Source organism: Aeribacillus pallidus, from assembly GCF_050478865.1.
Taxonomy (GTDB): Bacteria; Bacillota; Bacilli; order Bacillales; family JACDOC01; genus JACDOC01.
This window is the reverse complement of sequence record NZ_JBCNBW010000089.1, coordinates 1-16,325: the sequence shown is the minus strand read 5'-3', so window position 1 is coordinate 16,325 and position 16,325 is coordinate 1. Positions and strand designations below refer to the sequence as shown.

At 38.4% G+C, this 16,325-nt stretch carries 19 protein-coding genes and 1 pseudogene; 19 read left to right on the top strand and 1 reads right to left on the bottom strand.

Features of this window, described 5'->3' with window-relative positions; all coding sequences use genetic code 11:
* Positions 1-264: 264 nt before the first annotated feature.
* The 9 genes from prsW (at position 265) to fni (ending at position 8,021) form a co-directional block, all read left to right on the top strand.
* Positions 265-951, top strand: a complete 687-nt coding sequence (gene prsW, locus ABES52_RS16625) for a glutamic-type intramembrane protease PrsW (protein ID WP_429652432.1) — start codon at positions 265-267, stop codon at positions 949-951.
* 100 nt (positions 952-1,051) lie between these two features.
* Positions 1,052-1,870 (top strand): spore cortex-lytic enzyme, encoded by an 819-nt coding sequence (sleB, locus tag ABES52_RS16620; RefSeq protein WP_429652431.1) that lies wholly within the window; start codon positions 1,052-1,054, stop codon positions 1,868-1,870.
* 12 nt (positions 1,871-1,882) lie between these two features.
* Positions 1,883-3,229, top strand: a complete 1,347-nt coding sequence (ypeB, locus tag ABES52_RS16615) for a germination protein YpeB (RefSeq protein WP_429652430.1) — start codon at positions 1,883-1,885, stop codon at positions 3,227-3,229.
* Between the two features lie 160 nt (positions 3,230-3,389).
* Positions 3,390-4,037, top strand: a complete 648-nt coding sequence (locus ABES52_RS16610) for a flagellar brake protein (protein ID WP_429652429.1) — start codon at positions 3,390-3,392, stop codon at positions 4,035-4,037.
* 66 nt (positions 4,038-4,103) lie between these two features.
* A complete protein-coding gene (locus ABES52_RS16605) occupies positions 4,104-4,274 on the top strand; it encodes a YpfB family protein (protein ID WP_429652434.1) in 171 nt (56 codons plus the stop codon).
* Positions 4,275-4,409: 135 nt separating this feature from the next.
* Positions 4,410-5,084, top strand: coding sequence for a (d)CMP kinase (gene cmk / locus ABES52_RS16600; protein ID WP_429652428.1), 675 nt, complete (start codon positions 4,410-4,412; stop codon positions 5,082-5,084).
* A gap of 2 nt (positions 5,085-5,086) precedes the next feature.
* Positions 5,087-5,668 carry a lysophospholipid acyltransferase family protein gene (locus tag ABES52_RS16595; RefSeq protein WP_429652433.1) on the top strand — a complete coding sequence of 194 codons (582 nt, stop codon included), beginning with the start codon at positions 5,087-5,089 and terminating at the stop codon, positions 5,666-5,668.
* Between the two features lie 136 nt (positions 5,669-5,804).
* Positions 5,805-6,941 (top strand): 30S ribosomal protein S1, encoded by a 1,137-nt coding sequence (rpsA, locus tag ABES52_RS16590; protein ID WP_429652427.1) that lies wholly within the window; start codon positions 5,805-5,807, stop codon positions 6,939-6,941.
* A gap of 18 nt (positions 6,942-6,959) precedes the next feature.
* On the top strand, positions 6,960-8,021 hold the full coding sequence (fni, locus tag ABES52_RS16585; protein ID WP_429652426.1) for a type 2 isopentenyl-diphosphate Delta-isomerase: 1,062 nt from the start codon (positions 6,960-6,962) through the stop codon (positions 8,019-8,021).
* Positions 8,022-8,113: 92 nt separating this feature from the next.
* Here the strand turns inward: fni and ABES52_RS16580 are convergent, their stop codons facing one another.
* Positions 8,114-8,227, bottom strand: coding sequence for a YpzI family protein (locus ABES52_RS16580; protein WP_429652425.1), 114 nt, complete (start codon positions 8,225-8,227; stop codon positions 8,114-8,116).
* Positions 8,228-8,328: 101 nt separating this feature from the next.
* Between ABES52_RS16580 and ABES52_RS16575 the strand changes: the two genes are divergently transcribed.
* The 10 genes and pseudogenes from ABES52_RS16575 to ABES52_RS16530 all read left to right on the top strand — a co-directional run.
* A complete protein-coding gene (locus ABES52_RS16575; protein ID WP_429652424.1) occupies positions 8,329-8,934 on the top strand; it encodes a YphA family membrane protein in 606 nt (201 codons plus the stop codon).
* Positions 8,934-9,830 carry a YIEGIA family protein gene (locus ABES52_RS16570; RefSeq protein WP_429652423.1) on the top strand — a complete coding sequence of 299 codons (897 nt, stop codon included), beginning with the start codon at positions 8,934-8,936 and terminating at the stop codon, positions 9,828-9,830. The genes ABES52_RS16575 and ABES52_RS16570 overlap by 1 nt, the downstream gene beginning before the upstream one ends.
* Positions 9,827-10,012, top strand: a complete 186-nt coding sequence (locus ABES52_RS16565) for a capping complex subunit for YIEGIA (protein WP_429652422.1) — start codon at positions 9,827-9,829, stop codon at positions 10,010-10,012. Before ABES52_RS16570 ends, ABES52_RS16565 begins: the two co-directional genes overlap by 4 nt.
* A 191-nt stretch (positions 10,013-10,203) precedes the next feature.
* Positions 10,204-11,514, top strand: a complete 1,311-nt coding sequence (gene der, locus ABES52_RS16560; protein WP_429652421.1) for a ribosome biogenesis GTPase Der — start codon at positions 10,204-10,206, stop codon at positions 11,512-11,514.
* Positions 11,515-11,536: 22 nt separating this feature from the next.
* Positions 11,537-12,589, top strand: a complete 1,053-nt coding sequence (locus ABES52_RS16555; protein WP_429652420.1) for an NAD(P)H-dependent glycerol-3-phosphate dehydrogenase — start codon at positions 11,537-11,539, stop codon at positions 12,587-12,589.
* A gap of 202 nt (positions 12,590-12,791) precedes the next feature.
* Positions 12,792-12,989 (top strand): DUF2768 domain-containing protein, encoded by a 198-nt coding sequence (locus tag ABES52_RS16550; protein ID WP_429652419.1) that lies wholly within the window; start codon positions 12,792-12,794, stop codon positions 12,987-12,989.
* A gap of 36 nt (positions 12,990-13,025) precedes the next feature.
* On the top strand, positions 13,026-13,733 hold the full coding sequence (locus ABES52_RS16545; RefSeq protein ID WP_429652418.1) for a YphF family lipoprotein: 708 nt from the start codon (positions 13,026-13,028) through the stop codon (positions 13,731-13,733).
* A gap of 165 nt (positions 13,734-13,898) precedes the next feature.
* The gene (spoIVA, locus tag ABES52_RS16540) at positions 13,899-15,377 is read left to right on the top strand and encodes a stage IV sporulation protein A (protein ID WP_429652417.1); all 1,479 of its coding nucleotides are present in this window, start codon (positions 13,899-13,901) and stop codon (positions 15,375-15,377) included.
* A 309-nt stretch (positions 15,378-15,686) separates the two neighbouring features.
* Positions 15,687-15,959 carry an HU family DNA-binding protein gene (locus ABES52_RS16535; protein WP_429652416.1) on the top strand — a complete coding sequence of 91 codons (273 nt, stop codon included), beginning with the start codon at positions 15,687-15,689 and terminating at the stop codon, positions 15,957-15,959.
* Between the two features lie 164 nt (positions 15,960-16,123).
* A pseudogene (locus ABES52_RS16530) lies at positions 16,124-16,267 on the top strand (GTP cyclohydrolase I); the annotation flags it as partial.
* Between the last annotated feature and the right edge of the window lie 58 nt (positions 16,268-16,325).

Here is a 16,325-nt window from a genome sequence, read left to right as displayed (position 1 = left end):
GTAGGTTAACCTACATTCCTTCCAAAGAGAGAGTATTGGAAATATTTGCACCACCACAATTGACAGAGAGCCAAAAGAAATAATATTTATATTTAACATGTTCACCGAGAAGTCTCCCTCCACTAAACGAAGTGTAGGTGGGAGAGGTTTAATAGTCGAATCCCTCTAACATCTATTTCCATTCATTGGCCAAACTGATTGTCTATTTTCATCGATTGATTTCCATGATACGATTAAGAAAACAGAAAGAAAAGAGGTCATTTCATGCTGGTCCTCATTTCCGCTGGTATTGCTCCTGGTTTAGCTTTATTAAGCTATTTTTATTTAAAAGATGAATTTGAAATGGAACCAATCAGCACGGTAATTAAAGCGTTTTTATATGGCGCGGTTTTAGTATTTCCGATTATGTTCGTTCAATACGTGTTTGAAGCTGAACAGGCCATCCCGTACGTTTGGATGAAAGCTATCGTCTTTGCAGGGCTATTAGAAGAATTTATGAAATGGTTTATGTTATATTTTGCTATTTATCAGCATGTTGATTTCACAGAACCTTATGATGGAATCGTGTACGGCATTAGTGTGTCGTTAGGGTTTGCCACTGCGGAAAACATTTTATTTTTGCTAGCAAATGGAATTGAGTTCGCGTTTGGGAGAGCATTATTGCCAGTATCGAGTCATGCGATGTTTGGAATCATTATGGGGTATTATTTAGGAAAAGGGAAATTTTCTAATGGACGAAAGGCATGGTGGCTGTTATTATCGATTGTTATTCCGTTTATTCTTCATAGTTTCTATGATTTAATATTATTAACTCAAACGAAGTGGCTTTTTTATATCGTTCCTTTTATGTTATTTTTATGGTGGCTCGGATTGAGGAAAGCAAAACTAGCCCATCATTTATCTGCTAAGCATTATTTGGAACAAACAAACGACCCTTCTCTTCGATTTTGAAGAGAAGGGTTTTTTATTAGAGATTTTGAGACGATTGTATAAAAATTGCTCGATAACAAAATATAAGTATAATGCTACTACTTTTGGAGGGAAAGGTAAGATGAAGAAACGGACATTGTACAAATTGGTGGTTATCGTCACCATTAGTTGTTTATGGCTTTCCGTTCAAGCCACACCATCCCCTACGCATGCATTTACGAATCAAGTGATTCAAAAAGGAGCGGTTGGAGACGATGTGATTGAACTACAAGCCCGTTTGCAGTATATCGGCTATTATAACGGGAAAATTGACGGTGTCTTCGGCTGGGGAACGTATTGGGCGGTAAGAAACTTTCAATACGATTTCGGGTTGCCTGTAGATGGACTAGTAGGGCAAGATACAAAAGATAAACTAATCAGAGTATCAAAGTATCATGAATCGTTTGTAAAAGAACAAATCCGCAAAGGAAACGAATTTACTCATTATGGTGGAGTCGCATTAGACAAGCAAGTGAAGAAAAGGGCAACGAGGCAGTATACATCACCAGAAACGAGAGCTACTGCTGTTAACACACCGAATGGCTTTTCGCAAAACGACATTCAATTAATGGCTAACGCTGTTTATGGAGAAGCTCGTGGAGAGCCATATGAAGGTCAAGTTGCGGTCGCTGCGGTCATTTTAAATCGGATAGAAAGTCCTTCGTTTCCGAATACTGTGTCGGGAGTCATTTTTGAGCCAGGTGCATTTACGGCTGTTGCCGATGGTCAAATTTGGCTAGAACCAGATGAAACAGCAAAGAAAGCCGTAATAGATGCAATAAACGGATGGGATCCAACAGGAAATGCGCTGTATTATTTTAATCCAGCGACAGCTACTAACAGTTGGATTTGGTCAAGACCACAAATTAAACAAATTGGGAAACATATTTTCTGTAAGTAAGGAGGGTGGATGATGTTACGTATTTTGGTTATTACCGTTTTATCACTAGCGGTGATTGGGACATCCTATTGGGGATACCAAGAGCACCGAGAGAAAAATGCCATCTTAATTCATGCCGAAAACAATTATCAACGGGCGTTTCACGATTTAACGTATCAAATTGACTTGTTGCATGACAAAATTGGTACAACGTTAGCGATGAACTCTCGAAAGTCACTTTCCCCTGGATTAGTTGATGTGTGGCGAATTACTTCTGAAGCCCATACTGATGTAGGGCAACTTCCCCTTTCTTTGTTACCGTTTAATAAAACGGAAGAGTTTTTGTCGAAAATTGGGGATTTTAGCTTTCGTACAGCTGTCCGTGATCTTGACAAAGAGCCATTAACCGAAAAAGAATATGAAACATTAAAGCAACTTTATAAACAATGCGCTGATATTCAAAAGGAGTTAAGACAAGTACAATATTTAGTTTTAAAAAATAATTTACGGTGGATGGACGTTGAGCTTGCGTTAGCGAGCGGAAAAGAAAATACAGATAACACGATAATAGACGGCTTTAAAACAGTAGAAAAAACCGTTGATGGTTACGGTGAAACGAATGTAGGTGGAACCACGTTTGTTAGCATGAAAGAAAAAGATGAAAATTTCAAAAATTTAAAAGGACCGGATATTTCAAAGAAAGAGGCTATCAAAATTGCTAAAGATTATTCAGGTCTGAAAGGGGACAAGGAAGTCAAGGTTAGTGAGAACGGTAAAGGGTCGGACTTTGGGTTTTATTCTGTCGCATTAGAGGATCGAAATGGGATGCAAGCCAATCTCGATATTACCAAAAAAGGTGGCTATCCGATTTGGTTTATCGTGTATCGGGATGTGAAAGAGCAAAAAATTAGCTTAAATGAAGCTTCAATGAAAGCGGAAAAGTTTTTAAAAGCCCATGGATACAAACAGTTAGAACTGTTCGAAAGTACGCAATATGATCATATTGGTGTCTTTACGTATGTAACGAACCAAGATGGAGTTCGAATATATCCTCAGTCAATCAAGGTGAAAATAGCGCTTGATAATGGGCAAATGATTGGATTTATGGCGGAAGATTATTTAAAAAGTAATACGGAACGAAAGCTTCCGAAGCCGCAAATAACAATGGAAGAAGCACGTAAAGAAATCAATCCTAATGTGAAGGTGATGGAACACCATTTAGCCGTGATAACGAACGATTTAGCGGAAGAAGTTCTATGCCATGAATTTTTAGGAGTTCTTGGAGATGATACGTATCGAATTTTTATCAATGCAGAAACTGGGATGGAAGAAAAAGTAGAAAGGTTACCACAAGCCGAACCGATTTATGAGTCCATTTAAACGCTCCTCTTGTAGGAGTGTTTTATTTTGTTTCGTTTCATTCAGAAAGAGATAGTCTCTCTCTTTTTTATCAGAAATAGTAGCTTTTCTTTTAATCAATCTTCCAGTAAAATTGAACATAGGAAATTTATGGGGACTATAAAACAGGAAGTGAACGTACATGTTGAGCATTGGTATGACATTAACACTTGAACCACTTGATAAGGAAATACGTGAAAAATATCGTACAAAAGTCATTGACATAAACGGTTCTCACCTTTACATCGATTATCCGGTGAACATGGAAACTGATAAGACGGTCTTTTTATTAAACAAGACCAGGTTAAAAGTAAGTTTTGTTGATAAATATCAACAAGTTTTCGAATTTCAAACCGAGGTTATCGGTCGAAAAAAAGGAACGGTCCCGATGGTGGCTCTTCATTATCCAAGGGACGTTTCGTTAAAAAAAATACAACGAAGACAATACGTCCGTATTCAAACCGCCATTGATATTTCTCTCACCTTTGAAGATGAAACGTTTGTAACAATTACAGAAGACATTAGCGCCGGAGGGTTAGCGGTCATCTTCCCCAAAGAAAAGTCTACATTAAAAAAAGGTCTTATTGGAAAATGTTGGCTTGTCCTTCCTATGGCGGTTAACCAATATGAATACATATTAGTAGATTGTAAAATTATAAGAATATTTGAAAGAGATCACATGCTAATTGCCTCACTACAGTTTGTAGATTTAGATGAGGCGAGCCGCCAAAAAATCATTCGTTTTTGTTTTGATCGTCAAATCGATTTGAAGAAAAAAGGACTTATATAGTATAAAAATATAACAAACGCTTCACACTAAGGACAAACGAAAAAGGAGTGGAGCGTTTTGAAACGAGTGGAACGAATTGTATTAAAGTTAGTTGTGTTTCATTTCGTTTTATTAATAGTTTCCCAAATTGCGTTTCATCATCTTGAGTTATTCCCACCACTAAATAAACTAACGATGTATGAAGGTGTGAATAAAAGAAGCTTCACCGAAATGATTGAGGTAATGAACCGACAATGAGGCGGTATAGGCGCCTCATTTTTTTTGAAGTGCGATAAATTTTCCTTTTTGTAATTAAATAAAGCACTTAACAGCCAATGCTTTTATGATACAATAACTGACGGACAAATGAGATTAAAAGAGCAGGTGAAAAAAATGAACAAACCAATTCAAATTGCGATTGATGGTCCTGCTGCTGCGGGAAAAAGTACAGTAGCAAAAATCATCGCAGAAAAATTATCTTTTATTTATATTGATACTGGCGCCATGTATCGTGCCTTAACGTATAAAGCCTTAAAGAATCACGTAGATGTAAATGATGAAAAGGCGCTATTGGAATTATTAAAAGAAACGATGATTGAATTGAAACAGGGGGAAGAAGGACAATTAGTGTATCTTGACGGTGAAGACGTGACGATTGATATTCGAACTTCTGAAGTTACGAATCATGTGTCCATCGTTGCCAAACACGGTCTCGTTCGGGAAGAAATGGTCAAACGACAGCAACAATTTGCTGAACAAGGAGGAGTCGTCATGGATGGGCGCGATATCGGAACGCATGTGTTACCGAATGCGGAAGTAAAAATTTTCCTGTTAGCAAGCGTCGAGGAACGTGCCAAAAGACGTCATGAAGAAAATTTAAAAAGAGGATTTCCTTCTTCGTTAGAGAATTTAATAGAGGAGATTGCTCGTCGCGACCAATTAGATTCCGAAAGAGAAGTTGCGCCATTAAAAAAAGCAAAAGATGCGATTGAAATCGATACAACCTCATTGTCAATTGATCAAGTGGTTGATCGCATCATGAGAGTGATTGAGGAAAGGACGCGATGAACGTGACATTTTATTCGTTTGCCAAATTTGTTGCAGGATCCATCCTTAAGCCGTTATATCGAATAGAAGTAAAAGGAGTAGAACACTTTCCAAAAGACGGTGGGGTACTTGTTTGTGCCAACCATATTGACAACTTAGATCCTCCTACGGTAGGTGTCACTTCTCCTCGTCCGATTCATTTTATGGCAAAAGAAGAATTATTTCGTGTTCCCGTGTTAAACTATATAATCACCAAATTAGGTGCCTTCCCAGTTAAACGTGGAATGAGTGATCGAGAAGCGTTAAAGAAAGGGCTTGCTGTTTTACGTGAAGGAAATGTTCTCGGTTTGTTTCCGGAAGGGACAAGAAGTAAAACAGGAGAATTAGGTAAGGGATTAGCCGGAGCTGGATTTTTCGCTCTTCGTACAGAAGCTCATGTTGTCCCTTGTGCCATTATTGGTCCATATAAGCCGTTTCGTCGAGTAAAAGTAGTTTACGGTAAACCATTAAGTATGAGAGAATTAAAAGAAAGGAAAGCTTCGGCTGAAGAAGCGACTGAATATATTATGTCCCATATTAAAAAACTAATAGATGAAAATAAATAAGGCTTCTCACTTGACAAAAGGGAACATTTGTTAGAATTTAATAAGAAAGGAAACTTAATCTGGTAATTGGAATCAAGTGATGATTTAGTCACTTTGAGATATTCTTTAAGCAGTCATGGATTAAGGAGGAGTACATATGACAGAGGAAATGAAACAAGTAGAGGTTCAATCATTTAAAACAGGTGATAAAGTTCAAGGAACCGTTACAAAAATTGAAGAAAAACAAGTGTTTGTAGATATTGCTGGGAGTAAAGTAGATGGGATTATCCCGATTAGTGAGTTATCTAGCTTGCATATTGACAAAGCATCTGATGTGGTAAGTGTAGGAGACGAGTTAAGTCTCGTTGTAACTAAAGTGGAAGATGATTTATTGGTTCTGTCGAAACGTAAGTTAGATGCAGAAAAAGCTTGGGTGGAATTAAGAGAAAAAATGGCAGCGAACGAAACGATTGAAGCAGAAGTGAAGGATGTTGTCAAAGGTGGTTTAGTGGTGGACCTTGGTGTTCGCGGATTTGTTCCTGCTTCGTTAGTGGAAGATTATTATGTCGAAGACTTTTCCGATTACAAAGGGAAAACACTGTCATTTAAAATCGTGGAATTAGATGAAGAAAAAAATCGCTTAATCTTATCACATCGAGCCGTTATTGAAGAAGAGAAAGAAGAAAAGAAAAAGCAACTTCTTGAACGTATTGAACCTGGTCAAGTGATAGAAGGTAAGGTCCAACGAATTACATCTTTCGGTGCGTTTGTTGATATCGGTGGGGTAGACGGTCTTGTGCATATTTCACAACTATCCCATGAACATGTAGAGAAGCCAGAAGATGTTATATCTGAGGGCCAAACGGTACAAGTAAAAGTCCTTTCCGTTGACCGGGATAATGGCCGTATTTCTTTATCCGTTAAAGAAACTCTTCCTGGTCCATGGACTAATATTGCCGAAAAAGCACCAGTTGGTTCTGTTTTAGAAGGTGTCGTAAAGCGTTTAGTATCTTACGGTGCTTTTGTAGAAGTATTCCCTGGTGTAGAAGGTCTTGTTCATATCTCCCAAATTTCAAACAAACATATTGGTACTCCACATGAAGTGCTTAAAGAAGGTCAAGAAGTAAAAGTAAAAGTATTAGACGTTAACGAAGAAGAACATCGCCTTTCCTTAAGCATGAAAGAACTTGAAGAAAAAGAGGAAATGTCAAAAATTGATTTCCAATTACCAGAAGAATCTAAAGGTTTTCAGCTTGGAGAAGTGATTGGAGATAAGTTGAAGGACTTGAAATAGAATAGGTGAGGATTCAACGTGTCGAGAGCTCAGCGTAAACAAGAACATATTCGGTATGCTCTTGAAATCGGTCAATCAAGAAAAAACGGTTTTGATGACGTGATATTTGTTCATCAAAGCTTACCCGAATGTGCAATCGATCAAATCGAATTGCATACACAAATAGGCGAACTTTCGATAAGTTCGCCTATTTTTATCAATGCAATGACGGGTGGTGGTGGCAAACAAACGGAACAAATCAATGAACAACTTGCCATTGCCGCTAGAGAAACAAACATTCCGATGGCAGTCGGTTCACAAATGTCCGCTCTTAAAGACCCTACGGAACGAACGTCGTATGAGATTGTGCGGAAAGTCAACCCTACAGGAATCATTTTTGCGAACCTCGGTTCTGAAGCTAGTGTTGACCAAGCACAGATGGCTGTTGAAATGATTGAAGCAAACGCTTTGCAAATTCATTTAAACGTCGTTCAAGAATTAACGATGCCGGAAGGAGATAAAGACTTCCGGGGAATGGTCGAACGAATTCAAAATATTATTGAAAAGGTAGATGTCCCCGTTATCGTGAAAGAAACCGGTTTTGGTATGAGTAGAGAAGCAGCACAAACACTTACGGAAATTGGTGTAGCGGCTATTGATGTCGGTGGATATGGAGGAACAAATTTTGCCGCCATTGAAAATGCTCGTCGTAAAAGAATGTTAAATTATTTTAATGATTGGGGGATTCCAACTGTTGCTTCCATTGTCGAAACAAAAGAGGGTGCGAAAGATCTCGATATCATTGCCTCTGGTGGTATTCAAACAAGCTTGGACGTCGTAAAGTCTATTTCCCTTGGAGCTTCCCTTTGCGGACTAGCCGGTTTTGTACTAAAAAAATTGCAAGAACATTCGATAGAAGGTGTTATTGAAGAAATACAGCATATACATGAAGATATCCGGTTTATCATGTGTGCATTAGGGGCGCCACATCTATCCGATTTACGTCAAATACCTCTTTTAATTACAGGGAAAATGAGAGAATGGCTTGAACTAAGAGGACTGCATCCAGAGCGATTTAGCATGCGCTCGTTAAAAAAATAAATAAGACAAGGCTGACATGTTACATCGTTTTTCATCGATGTGGTGTCAGCCTTTTTCGTTTGCTTATGTTTGAGGAACGTTTTCCATAAAATTTATTGCTCTCTTTTTTCCACTTTTGTTGCCCCAGGATAATGCAATGCTTGATTTCGATCCGATTCCACTCGGCGCGAATCTCTTAGCTTTTTTTCTTGACGATCTTTGCCCAAGCTTATCACCTCCATTATGTAATGTAAACTTATTTTTTTTTGTTATTCATGACTAGTTCACATAACAATGACCCATAATGGGGATAATAGGAGGTGTCAAGATGGAGGGGGCTTTTTTTTATTGGTTTCTCTGGATGGGATGGATCTTTACTACGTTTTTAGTTCGAAAAAACGATCCAAACCGCTTTCGTTTAAGCGCCTTTTTTTTACTAGCGATTGTTTTCTCCGAGATTAATGTACCCTTTTTGGGATTCACGTTGAATGGAACGTTTATTTTTTTATATGTAATGGGTTTTGTTTATCTTGCTAGTACGTTTAACGAAAAGTGGATGTATCTTTGGATTACATCGCTTATCGTCACATTAAGTTATAACGGGTACTTGTTTTTACAATTAGTAGACCCAGTATGGATGATTTTTCATCCACAATGGATGCTTGCCGCATTTATATTTGCTCTTACGATGATAGTTTATTCCGATTGTACGAAAAGTCGGATGTTATCAGGGCTGTTGGGGATGATGCAAGGAGAAGTCATGTTTCAGCTTCTTTTAGCCAAATGGGGATTTTCATCACAAATTGGAACCCATTATGTATTGGACATGATTTGTATGTTTTCTTTTCTTCATCTTGTTTGGAAAGGGTTAGAAAATTTGTCATATATCATCGATACAGCCTGGTTACGAAAAGAAAGGGGCAAAGAAGGATAATGAACGAGTACGTATACCCGATTGTATTTGGGGTGATTATCGGTACGGCCGCCAGAATTTATATGCTAAAAACGGATTATCGTCAATATCCAACGTATTTACATGGGAAAATTATTCATATCGCACTTGGTTTTATAGCCGCTGGATTAGGAACGGTAGCGGTACCAGCCATCATGGAAGAAGAATTTACCGCCATTACGTTTCTTACGTTAGCTGCTTCACAATTTCGAGAAGTACGAAATATGGAACGAAATACACTCACCGAGCTAGACCAATTTGAACTTGTCCCCCGCGGACCAACGTACATTGAAGGAATCGCCATTGCCTTTGAAAGTCGCAATTATTTAGTTATATTTACTTCATTTTTAACGACATTAGCCTATCTAGTTATTAATGTATATGCAGCGATTGTAATCGGTATCCTGGCCCTATTACTTTCAAATCGACTTAAGTCTGGTGGAAAGTTAAAAGATATCGTAGAAATCGAATATGTAAAACCGCATTTTGAAGGGGCCGGTTTATATGTTGATACGATATATATTATGAATATTGGTTTAAAAGAACGACAAGAAGAAATTTTAAAATACGGAATGGGCTTTATTTTAAAACCAAAAAACTTTAATGCCCGATCGACCATCGCCAATTTAGGACAACGTCAGGCGATATTACATGATATTTCAACTGCTCTTGGAGTCTATCGTGATGCTGGCACCCCAGCGCTAGTCCCATTAGCGAAACGAGATTTAGATGATGGTCGTGTCGGTGTTTTTGTCCTTCCACAGGAAAAAGATGTGGAAAAAGCTTTGGCGATCATCGGACAAGTTCCAACCCTTGAAAATGCTATTCGAATGCCGACGAAGTCCAAAGCGAATAAGAAAGGAAGAAAATTAAAATGAATTTAGATAAATGTGTGTTAGCAGCTATTACCATTAATCCAAAAAAAGTTCCATCGGGGTTGTCCGTTTTTCATTGTGATTCGAAAGAGGAAATGAACACGATGGCGAAAAATTTGGAAGCTATTTTGGATGGAATTGCGCATGAATTAACGGAAGAAATCTATATCATTGTCCGACATTAAAATAGCATTGCTTGTTTCTATAAATATTGATAAACTTATGAAGTTAGGAAGACATGCATTCTAGGGATCAGTAGAAAGAGAATTGGAAAGAAGACAACATCTCAAACATGTAAACTGGCCATCTCGGTCTTTTTTTTTGCTTAATACGTTTATAGGAAAAGAATAGCAAACAGAAAGAAAGGGTGACATCCATGGCGAAACCAGTTGTTGCAATCGTTGGTCGACCAAACGTAGGGAAGTCGACGATTTTTAACCGTATTGTTGGGGAACGTATTTCTATTGTGGAAGACGTCCCAGGAGTAACGAGGGACCGCATTTACAGTTCGGCTGAATGGCTGAATACAGAATTTAATATTATCGATACTGGTGGAATTGAAATTGGTGACGAGCCATTTTTAGAGCAAATTCGTCAGCAAGCGGAAATTGCTATTGATGAAGCAGACGTCATTTTGTTTATAACGAACGGTCGGGAAGGAATCACCGCGGCAGATGAAGAAGTTGCAAAAATATTGTATAAATCCAATAAACCTGTTGTTTTAGCTGTTAATAAAATTGATAACCCCGAAATGCGGGAACAAATATTTGATTTTTATTCCCTAGGTTTCGGTGAACCGTATCCGATCTCAGGTTCCCATGGCATTGGACTTGGGGATGTGTTAGACGCTGTAGTAAGCCATTTTCCTAAAAAAGACGTGAAAGAATATGAAGACGATGTGATTAAGTTTTGTTTAATTGGACGACCGAATGTAGGCAAATCTTCATTAGTCAATGCTATTTTAGGAGAAGAGCGTGTCATTGTAAGTGACATCGCTGGTACAACGCGTGATGCCGTTGATACACCATATACGTATAACGGTCAAAAATACGTCATTATCGATACCGCAGGGATGCGTAAAAAAGGAAAAATATACGAAAGTACCGAAAAGTACAGTGTATTACGTGCTTTACGCGCCATTGAACGTTCCGATGTCGTTTTAGTCGTTTTAAACGCGGAAGAAGGAATCAGGGAGCAAGACAAACGGATTGCCGGCTATGCACACGAAGCGGGCCGAGCAATCGTGATTGTCGTGAATAAGTGGGATGCAATTGAAAAAGATGAAAAAACGATGCGTCAATTTGAACAAAAAATTCGAGATCACTTCTTATTCCTTGATTATGCTCCTATTGTCTTTTTATCTGCCAAAACGAAAAAACGGTTACACACACTTCTTCCAATGATTAATATGGCAAGTGAAAATCACGCCCTTCGCATCCAATCAAGTGTGTTAAATGACGTCATCATGGATGCGGTGGCTATGAATCCAACACCGACTGACAATGGACGACGGTTGAAAATTTTCTATGCCACACAAGTAGCTGTGAAGCCACCTACATTTGTCATTTTTGTAAATGATCCAGAATTGCTTCACTTCTCGTACGAACGATTTTTAGAAAACCGTATTCGTGATGCATTCGGATTTGAAGGAACGCCAATCAAAATTATTGCACGAGCACGAAAATAGAGTAGAGAAGTAGGTGATGGGATTGGATAAACAATCGGTAGCTGTTCTTGGAGCAGGTAGCTGGGGGACGGCGCTAGCGCTAGTACTTGCGGACAATGGCCACGATGTCCGTCTTTGGGGACATAAAGAAGCGCAAATTCAAGAAATTAATCATTACCACACAAATGAAAAATATTTACCGAACATCAAACTGCCGGCCTCGATTAAAGGATATACGTCTTTATTGGAGGCTTTAATAGGATTAGAAACGGTGATTGTCGCCGTACCGACAAAAGCGATTCGCGAAGTTGTTCGAAAAATGGCCTCTTGTCTCAATCACCCGGTTACGATCGTTCATGTAAGTAAAGGAATTGAACCTGATACATTGATGCGAATTTCCGAAATGATTGAAGAGGAGATGCCACCATCTTTGTTAAAAGACGTCGTGGTATTATCGGGGCCATCGCATGCTGAAGAAGTGAGTTTACGTCATCCGACAACGGTTACAGTCACTTCGAAAAATATGAAAGCAGCGGAATTTGTACAAGATTTATTTATGAACCAAAATTTTCGTGTATATACGAATCCGGATATAGTAGGAGTTGAAATTGGTGGAGCCTTAAAAAATATTATCGCTCTAGCTGCTGGTATTACCGATGGCTTAGGATATGGTGATAATGCAAAAGCAGCATTGATGACACGAGGGCTTGCAGAAATTTCTCGCCTTGGAACGAAAATGGGGGCAAATCCCCTTACGTTTGCTGGACTTGCCGGTATTGGCGATTTAATCGTTACGTGTACGAGCGTGCATTCTCGAAACTGGCGAGCAGGAAATATGCTCGGCAAAGGGGAAACAGTAGAAGAAGTTCTAAATAGTATGGGAATGGTCGTTGAAGGGATTCGAACGACAAAAGCCGCTTACCAATTAGCGAAAAAGTACAATGTATCCATGCCTATAACGGAAGCGCTATATGCGGTTTTATTTAAAGGAGAAAATCCGAAAAAAGCGGTAGATGCATTGATGAATCGGATGAAAACACATGAAATGGAAGATTTAGTGAATATTCTTGATGAACGATTAGAAGATGAGAAATAATAGTTTTATTAGGCAAATGAGGATGCTGAATTGATTCCATTCACATATAATGGTGATGATTGAATCTAAGCTTTGAACTAGGTTGTGGGTATTTATTGTAGATGCTAAAGTAAAGTCCATCTTTACTTTAGCTTTTTTCAATGTTTTCTATTAATCGAAATGATATGATATAATACAGGACGAAACTAAAGGAGGGGTACACATGTCTCCAGCAATGATGAAAATGTGGATTTCATTTGCGGCGATGGGGGCGATGTTTGTATCGATCTTAGCCATCTATATAAGCCGTTATAAATTAAAAGGATTTTTTAAATGGATTGTAGCTTTACTCGCTTATATATTTATGATATCAGGTGGATTAATGATGCTATATGTAGTATTAAGTGGACCGACGGTATAGGGACCGTTTCGTTTAATGAAAGGATGAGGCGTCAAAGTGAAAAAATTATTACATGGAGCGATCCTTTTATTTGCTTCTATCATTTTAACCGCTTGTATGTATCCAGAAGAACGACTAGCTAAAAATCAAATTCCTTACGAACAACAATTACAGATGGTTCAAACGGCTGTTAATCAGTATAAAGAAGACACAGGTGGCCTTTTACCAATTAAAACGAAAAATAATGATACACCTTTATATCAAAAATATTTAATTGATTTTCAAAAATTGATACCGCAATACTTATCGGAAGCGCCAGGAAACGCATTTGAAAGTGGGGGGATCTTTCAATACGTCCTCGTAAATGTTGAAGAAGATCCGACGGTTAAATTAATTGATTTACGAATAGCGGAAACGATTCGCGAAATAAAGATTCGCATTCAATCTCAAGGATACCCACCATTTAAAGAAGAAATTGCTAATAATGTGTATACACTGAATTATGAATTGTTAGGCTACAAAGAAGAGCCGTTTGTTGTTAGTCCGTTTACACAAAACAATTTACCGCTAGTGATAAACGGAAATGCTGAGATTTTCGTCGATTATCGAATCGATTTATATCAAGCGTTACAGCAAATGGAAGTATCGGTTCAACAAGGAGAAGATATTCGATACATACTGATGGAGAATTCCCCATTTGTTCCCGCATATTCATTACCATATACCGTTAACGAGAAAAATGAGCCTGTCTTTTTCACAAATTAGTCATAACCCTTTCCCTACAAAATATATTGTAGAGGAAAGGGCTTTTTGTTTAAACGAAAAAATGTTTCATCATTAGTCATATCGTAATAGGACAACGTCATACACATAATACTGTCCAGGAATATTACACTAAATGGAGGAACTTAAGCGACGGGAGGGAATCTCTTGGAAAGAGTAGATATTTTTAAAGATATTGCAGAACGTACAGGAGGCGACATCTATTTAGGAGTCGTTGGAGCAGTTCGAACAGGAAAATCGACATTTATTAAAAAGTTTATGGAGCTCGTCGTCCTTCCTAATATTAATAACGAAGCTGATCGGGCGCGGGCGCAAGATGAACTTCCCCAAAGTGCAGCCGGTCGAACGATAATGACAACAGAGCCGAAATTTGTTCCTAATCAAGCTGTTTCGGTACATGTCGGTGAAGGATTAGACGTAAATATTCGGTTAGTAGATTGTGTCGGTTACACCGTTCCCGGAGCGAAGGGGTACGAAGACGAAAATGGGCCGCGGATGATTCATACACCATGGTATGAGGAACCAATTCCATTTCATGAAGCTGCTGAAATCGGCACAAGAAAAGTGATTCAAGAACATTCAACGATTGGTGTTGTTATTACAACAGATGGTACGATTGGGGAAATTCATCGACATGACTACATTGAAGCAGAAGAGCGGGTTGTTGAAGAGTTAAAAGAAGTAGGAAAGCCGTTTATCATCATCATAAATTCCGCACGTCCATACCATCCGGAAACAGAGCAATTACGAGCACAACTCACCGAAAAATACGATATTCCTGTGTTAGCAATGTCTGTTGAAAGCATGCGTGAAGCAGATGTGTTAAATGTTCTTCGAGAAGCACTGTATGAATTCCCGGTACTTGAAGTGAATGTCAATTTGCCGAGCTGGGTGATGGTGTTAAAGGAAAATCATTGGCTTCGTGAAAATTATCAAGACGCGGTCAAAGAAACCGTAAAAGATATTAAGAGATTACGAGATGTGGATCGAGTTGTTCATTTGTTTGGGGAATATGACTATATTGAGCGTGCCGGGTTAGCTGGAATCGATATGGGGCAAGGAATTGCCGAAATTGATTTATACGCACCTGATGAATTGTACGACCAAGTATTAAAAGAAATTGTAGGGGTCGAAATTCGTGGAAAAGACCATCTGCTTGAGCTTATGCAAGATTTTGCTCATGCGAAAGCTGAGTATGATCAAATTGCAGATGCATTAAAAATGGTGAAGCAAACTGGGTATGGAATTGCCGCCCCTACACTAGCAGATATGAGTTTAGAAGAACCAGAAATTATTCGTCAAGGGTCACGTTTTGGAGTCCGTTTAAAAGCAGTTGCTCCATCGATTCATATGATTAAAGTAGATGTGGAATCGGAGTTTGCTCCAATTATTGGAACAGAAAAACAAAGTGAAGAATTGGTTCGTTACTTAATGCAAGACTTCGAAGATGATCCGTTATCCATTTGGAATTCTGATATTTTCGGACGAAGCTTAAGCTCCATCGTTCGTGACGGTATTCAAGCCAAATTAGCCCTTATGCCAGAGAACGCTCGTTATAAATTAAAAGAAACATTAGAACGGATTATCAATGAAGGCTCCGGTGGATTAATTGCAATAATTTTATAATGAAGCCAAAGTGTTCCTCAAACAGGGACACTTTTTATTTGTTCATTCATATCGTCCCTTTCATAGGTCTTAAGTATGAATTTGCTACATTTATCGATTGTGTGGATGAAAAGATTGCCATTATTTCATGAATTCTTCTTGCTAACCAGATTTGATTATGATAATCTTTTATCAGAATCAACGCTATTGATTGAAAAATCCTGTTTTCATGCGGTTTCTTGACTTATTTATGTATATATTTTGATAGAAATGTTTACAACTGATAATAATAATGATTCAAACGTACTTCTTTGGGAGGAGGTGAATGGCATGAATAAGACAGAATTAATCAATGCTGTTGCTGAAACAGCTGAACTTTCTAAAAAAGATGCAACTAAAGCTGTTGATGCTGTTTTTGAAGTAATTCAAAACGCATTAGCAAACGGAGATAAAGTACAATTAATCGGTTTCGGTAACTTCGAGGTTCGCGAACGTGCGGCTCGTAAAGGACGTAACCCTCAAACTGGTGAGGAAATCGAAATCGCAGCAAGCAAAGTTCCTGCATTTAAACCAGGTAAAGCGCTTAAAGAAGCAGTAAAGTAATTACATACCCTTTGAGCGTTTGAAAAGAGTTGCCTCGGTCTCGTGGCAACTCTTTTTTTGTCCTTTCATTCTAAACAGTCTTCCTTTTTGCTTGTTTCAAACAGGATATGATAATATTAGAATGTTATTTATTCGATTTTTTGCGTTTAGTAGGAGGAAGACAAATGGCAGAAATAAATCGAGCACAGATTGAAGAGGCGGTTCGTCTTATTTTAGAAGCTATTGGGGAAGATCCACATCGTGAAGGATTACTAGATACACCTAAGCGAGTAGCTAAAATGTACGAAGAAGTTTGGCTCTCTGTCAATTGTGGTGGTGCAAATATTTCCAATACTCTCTCTTTGGAAGGAATGTAGGTTAACCTAC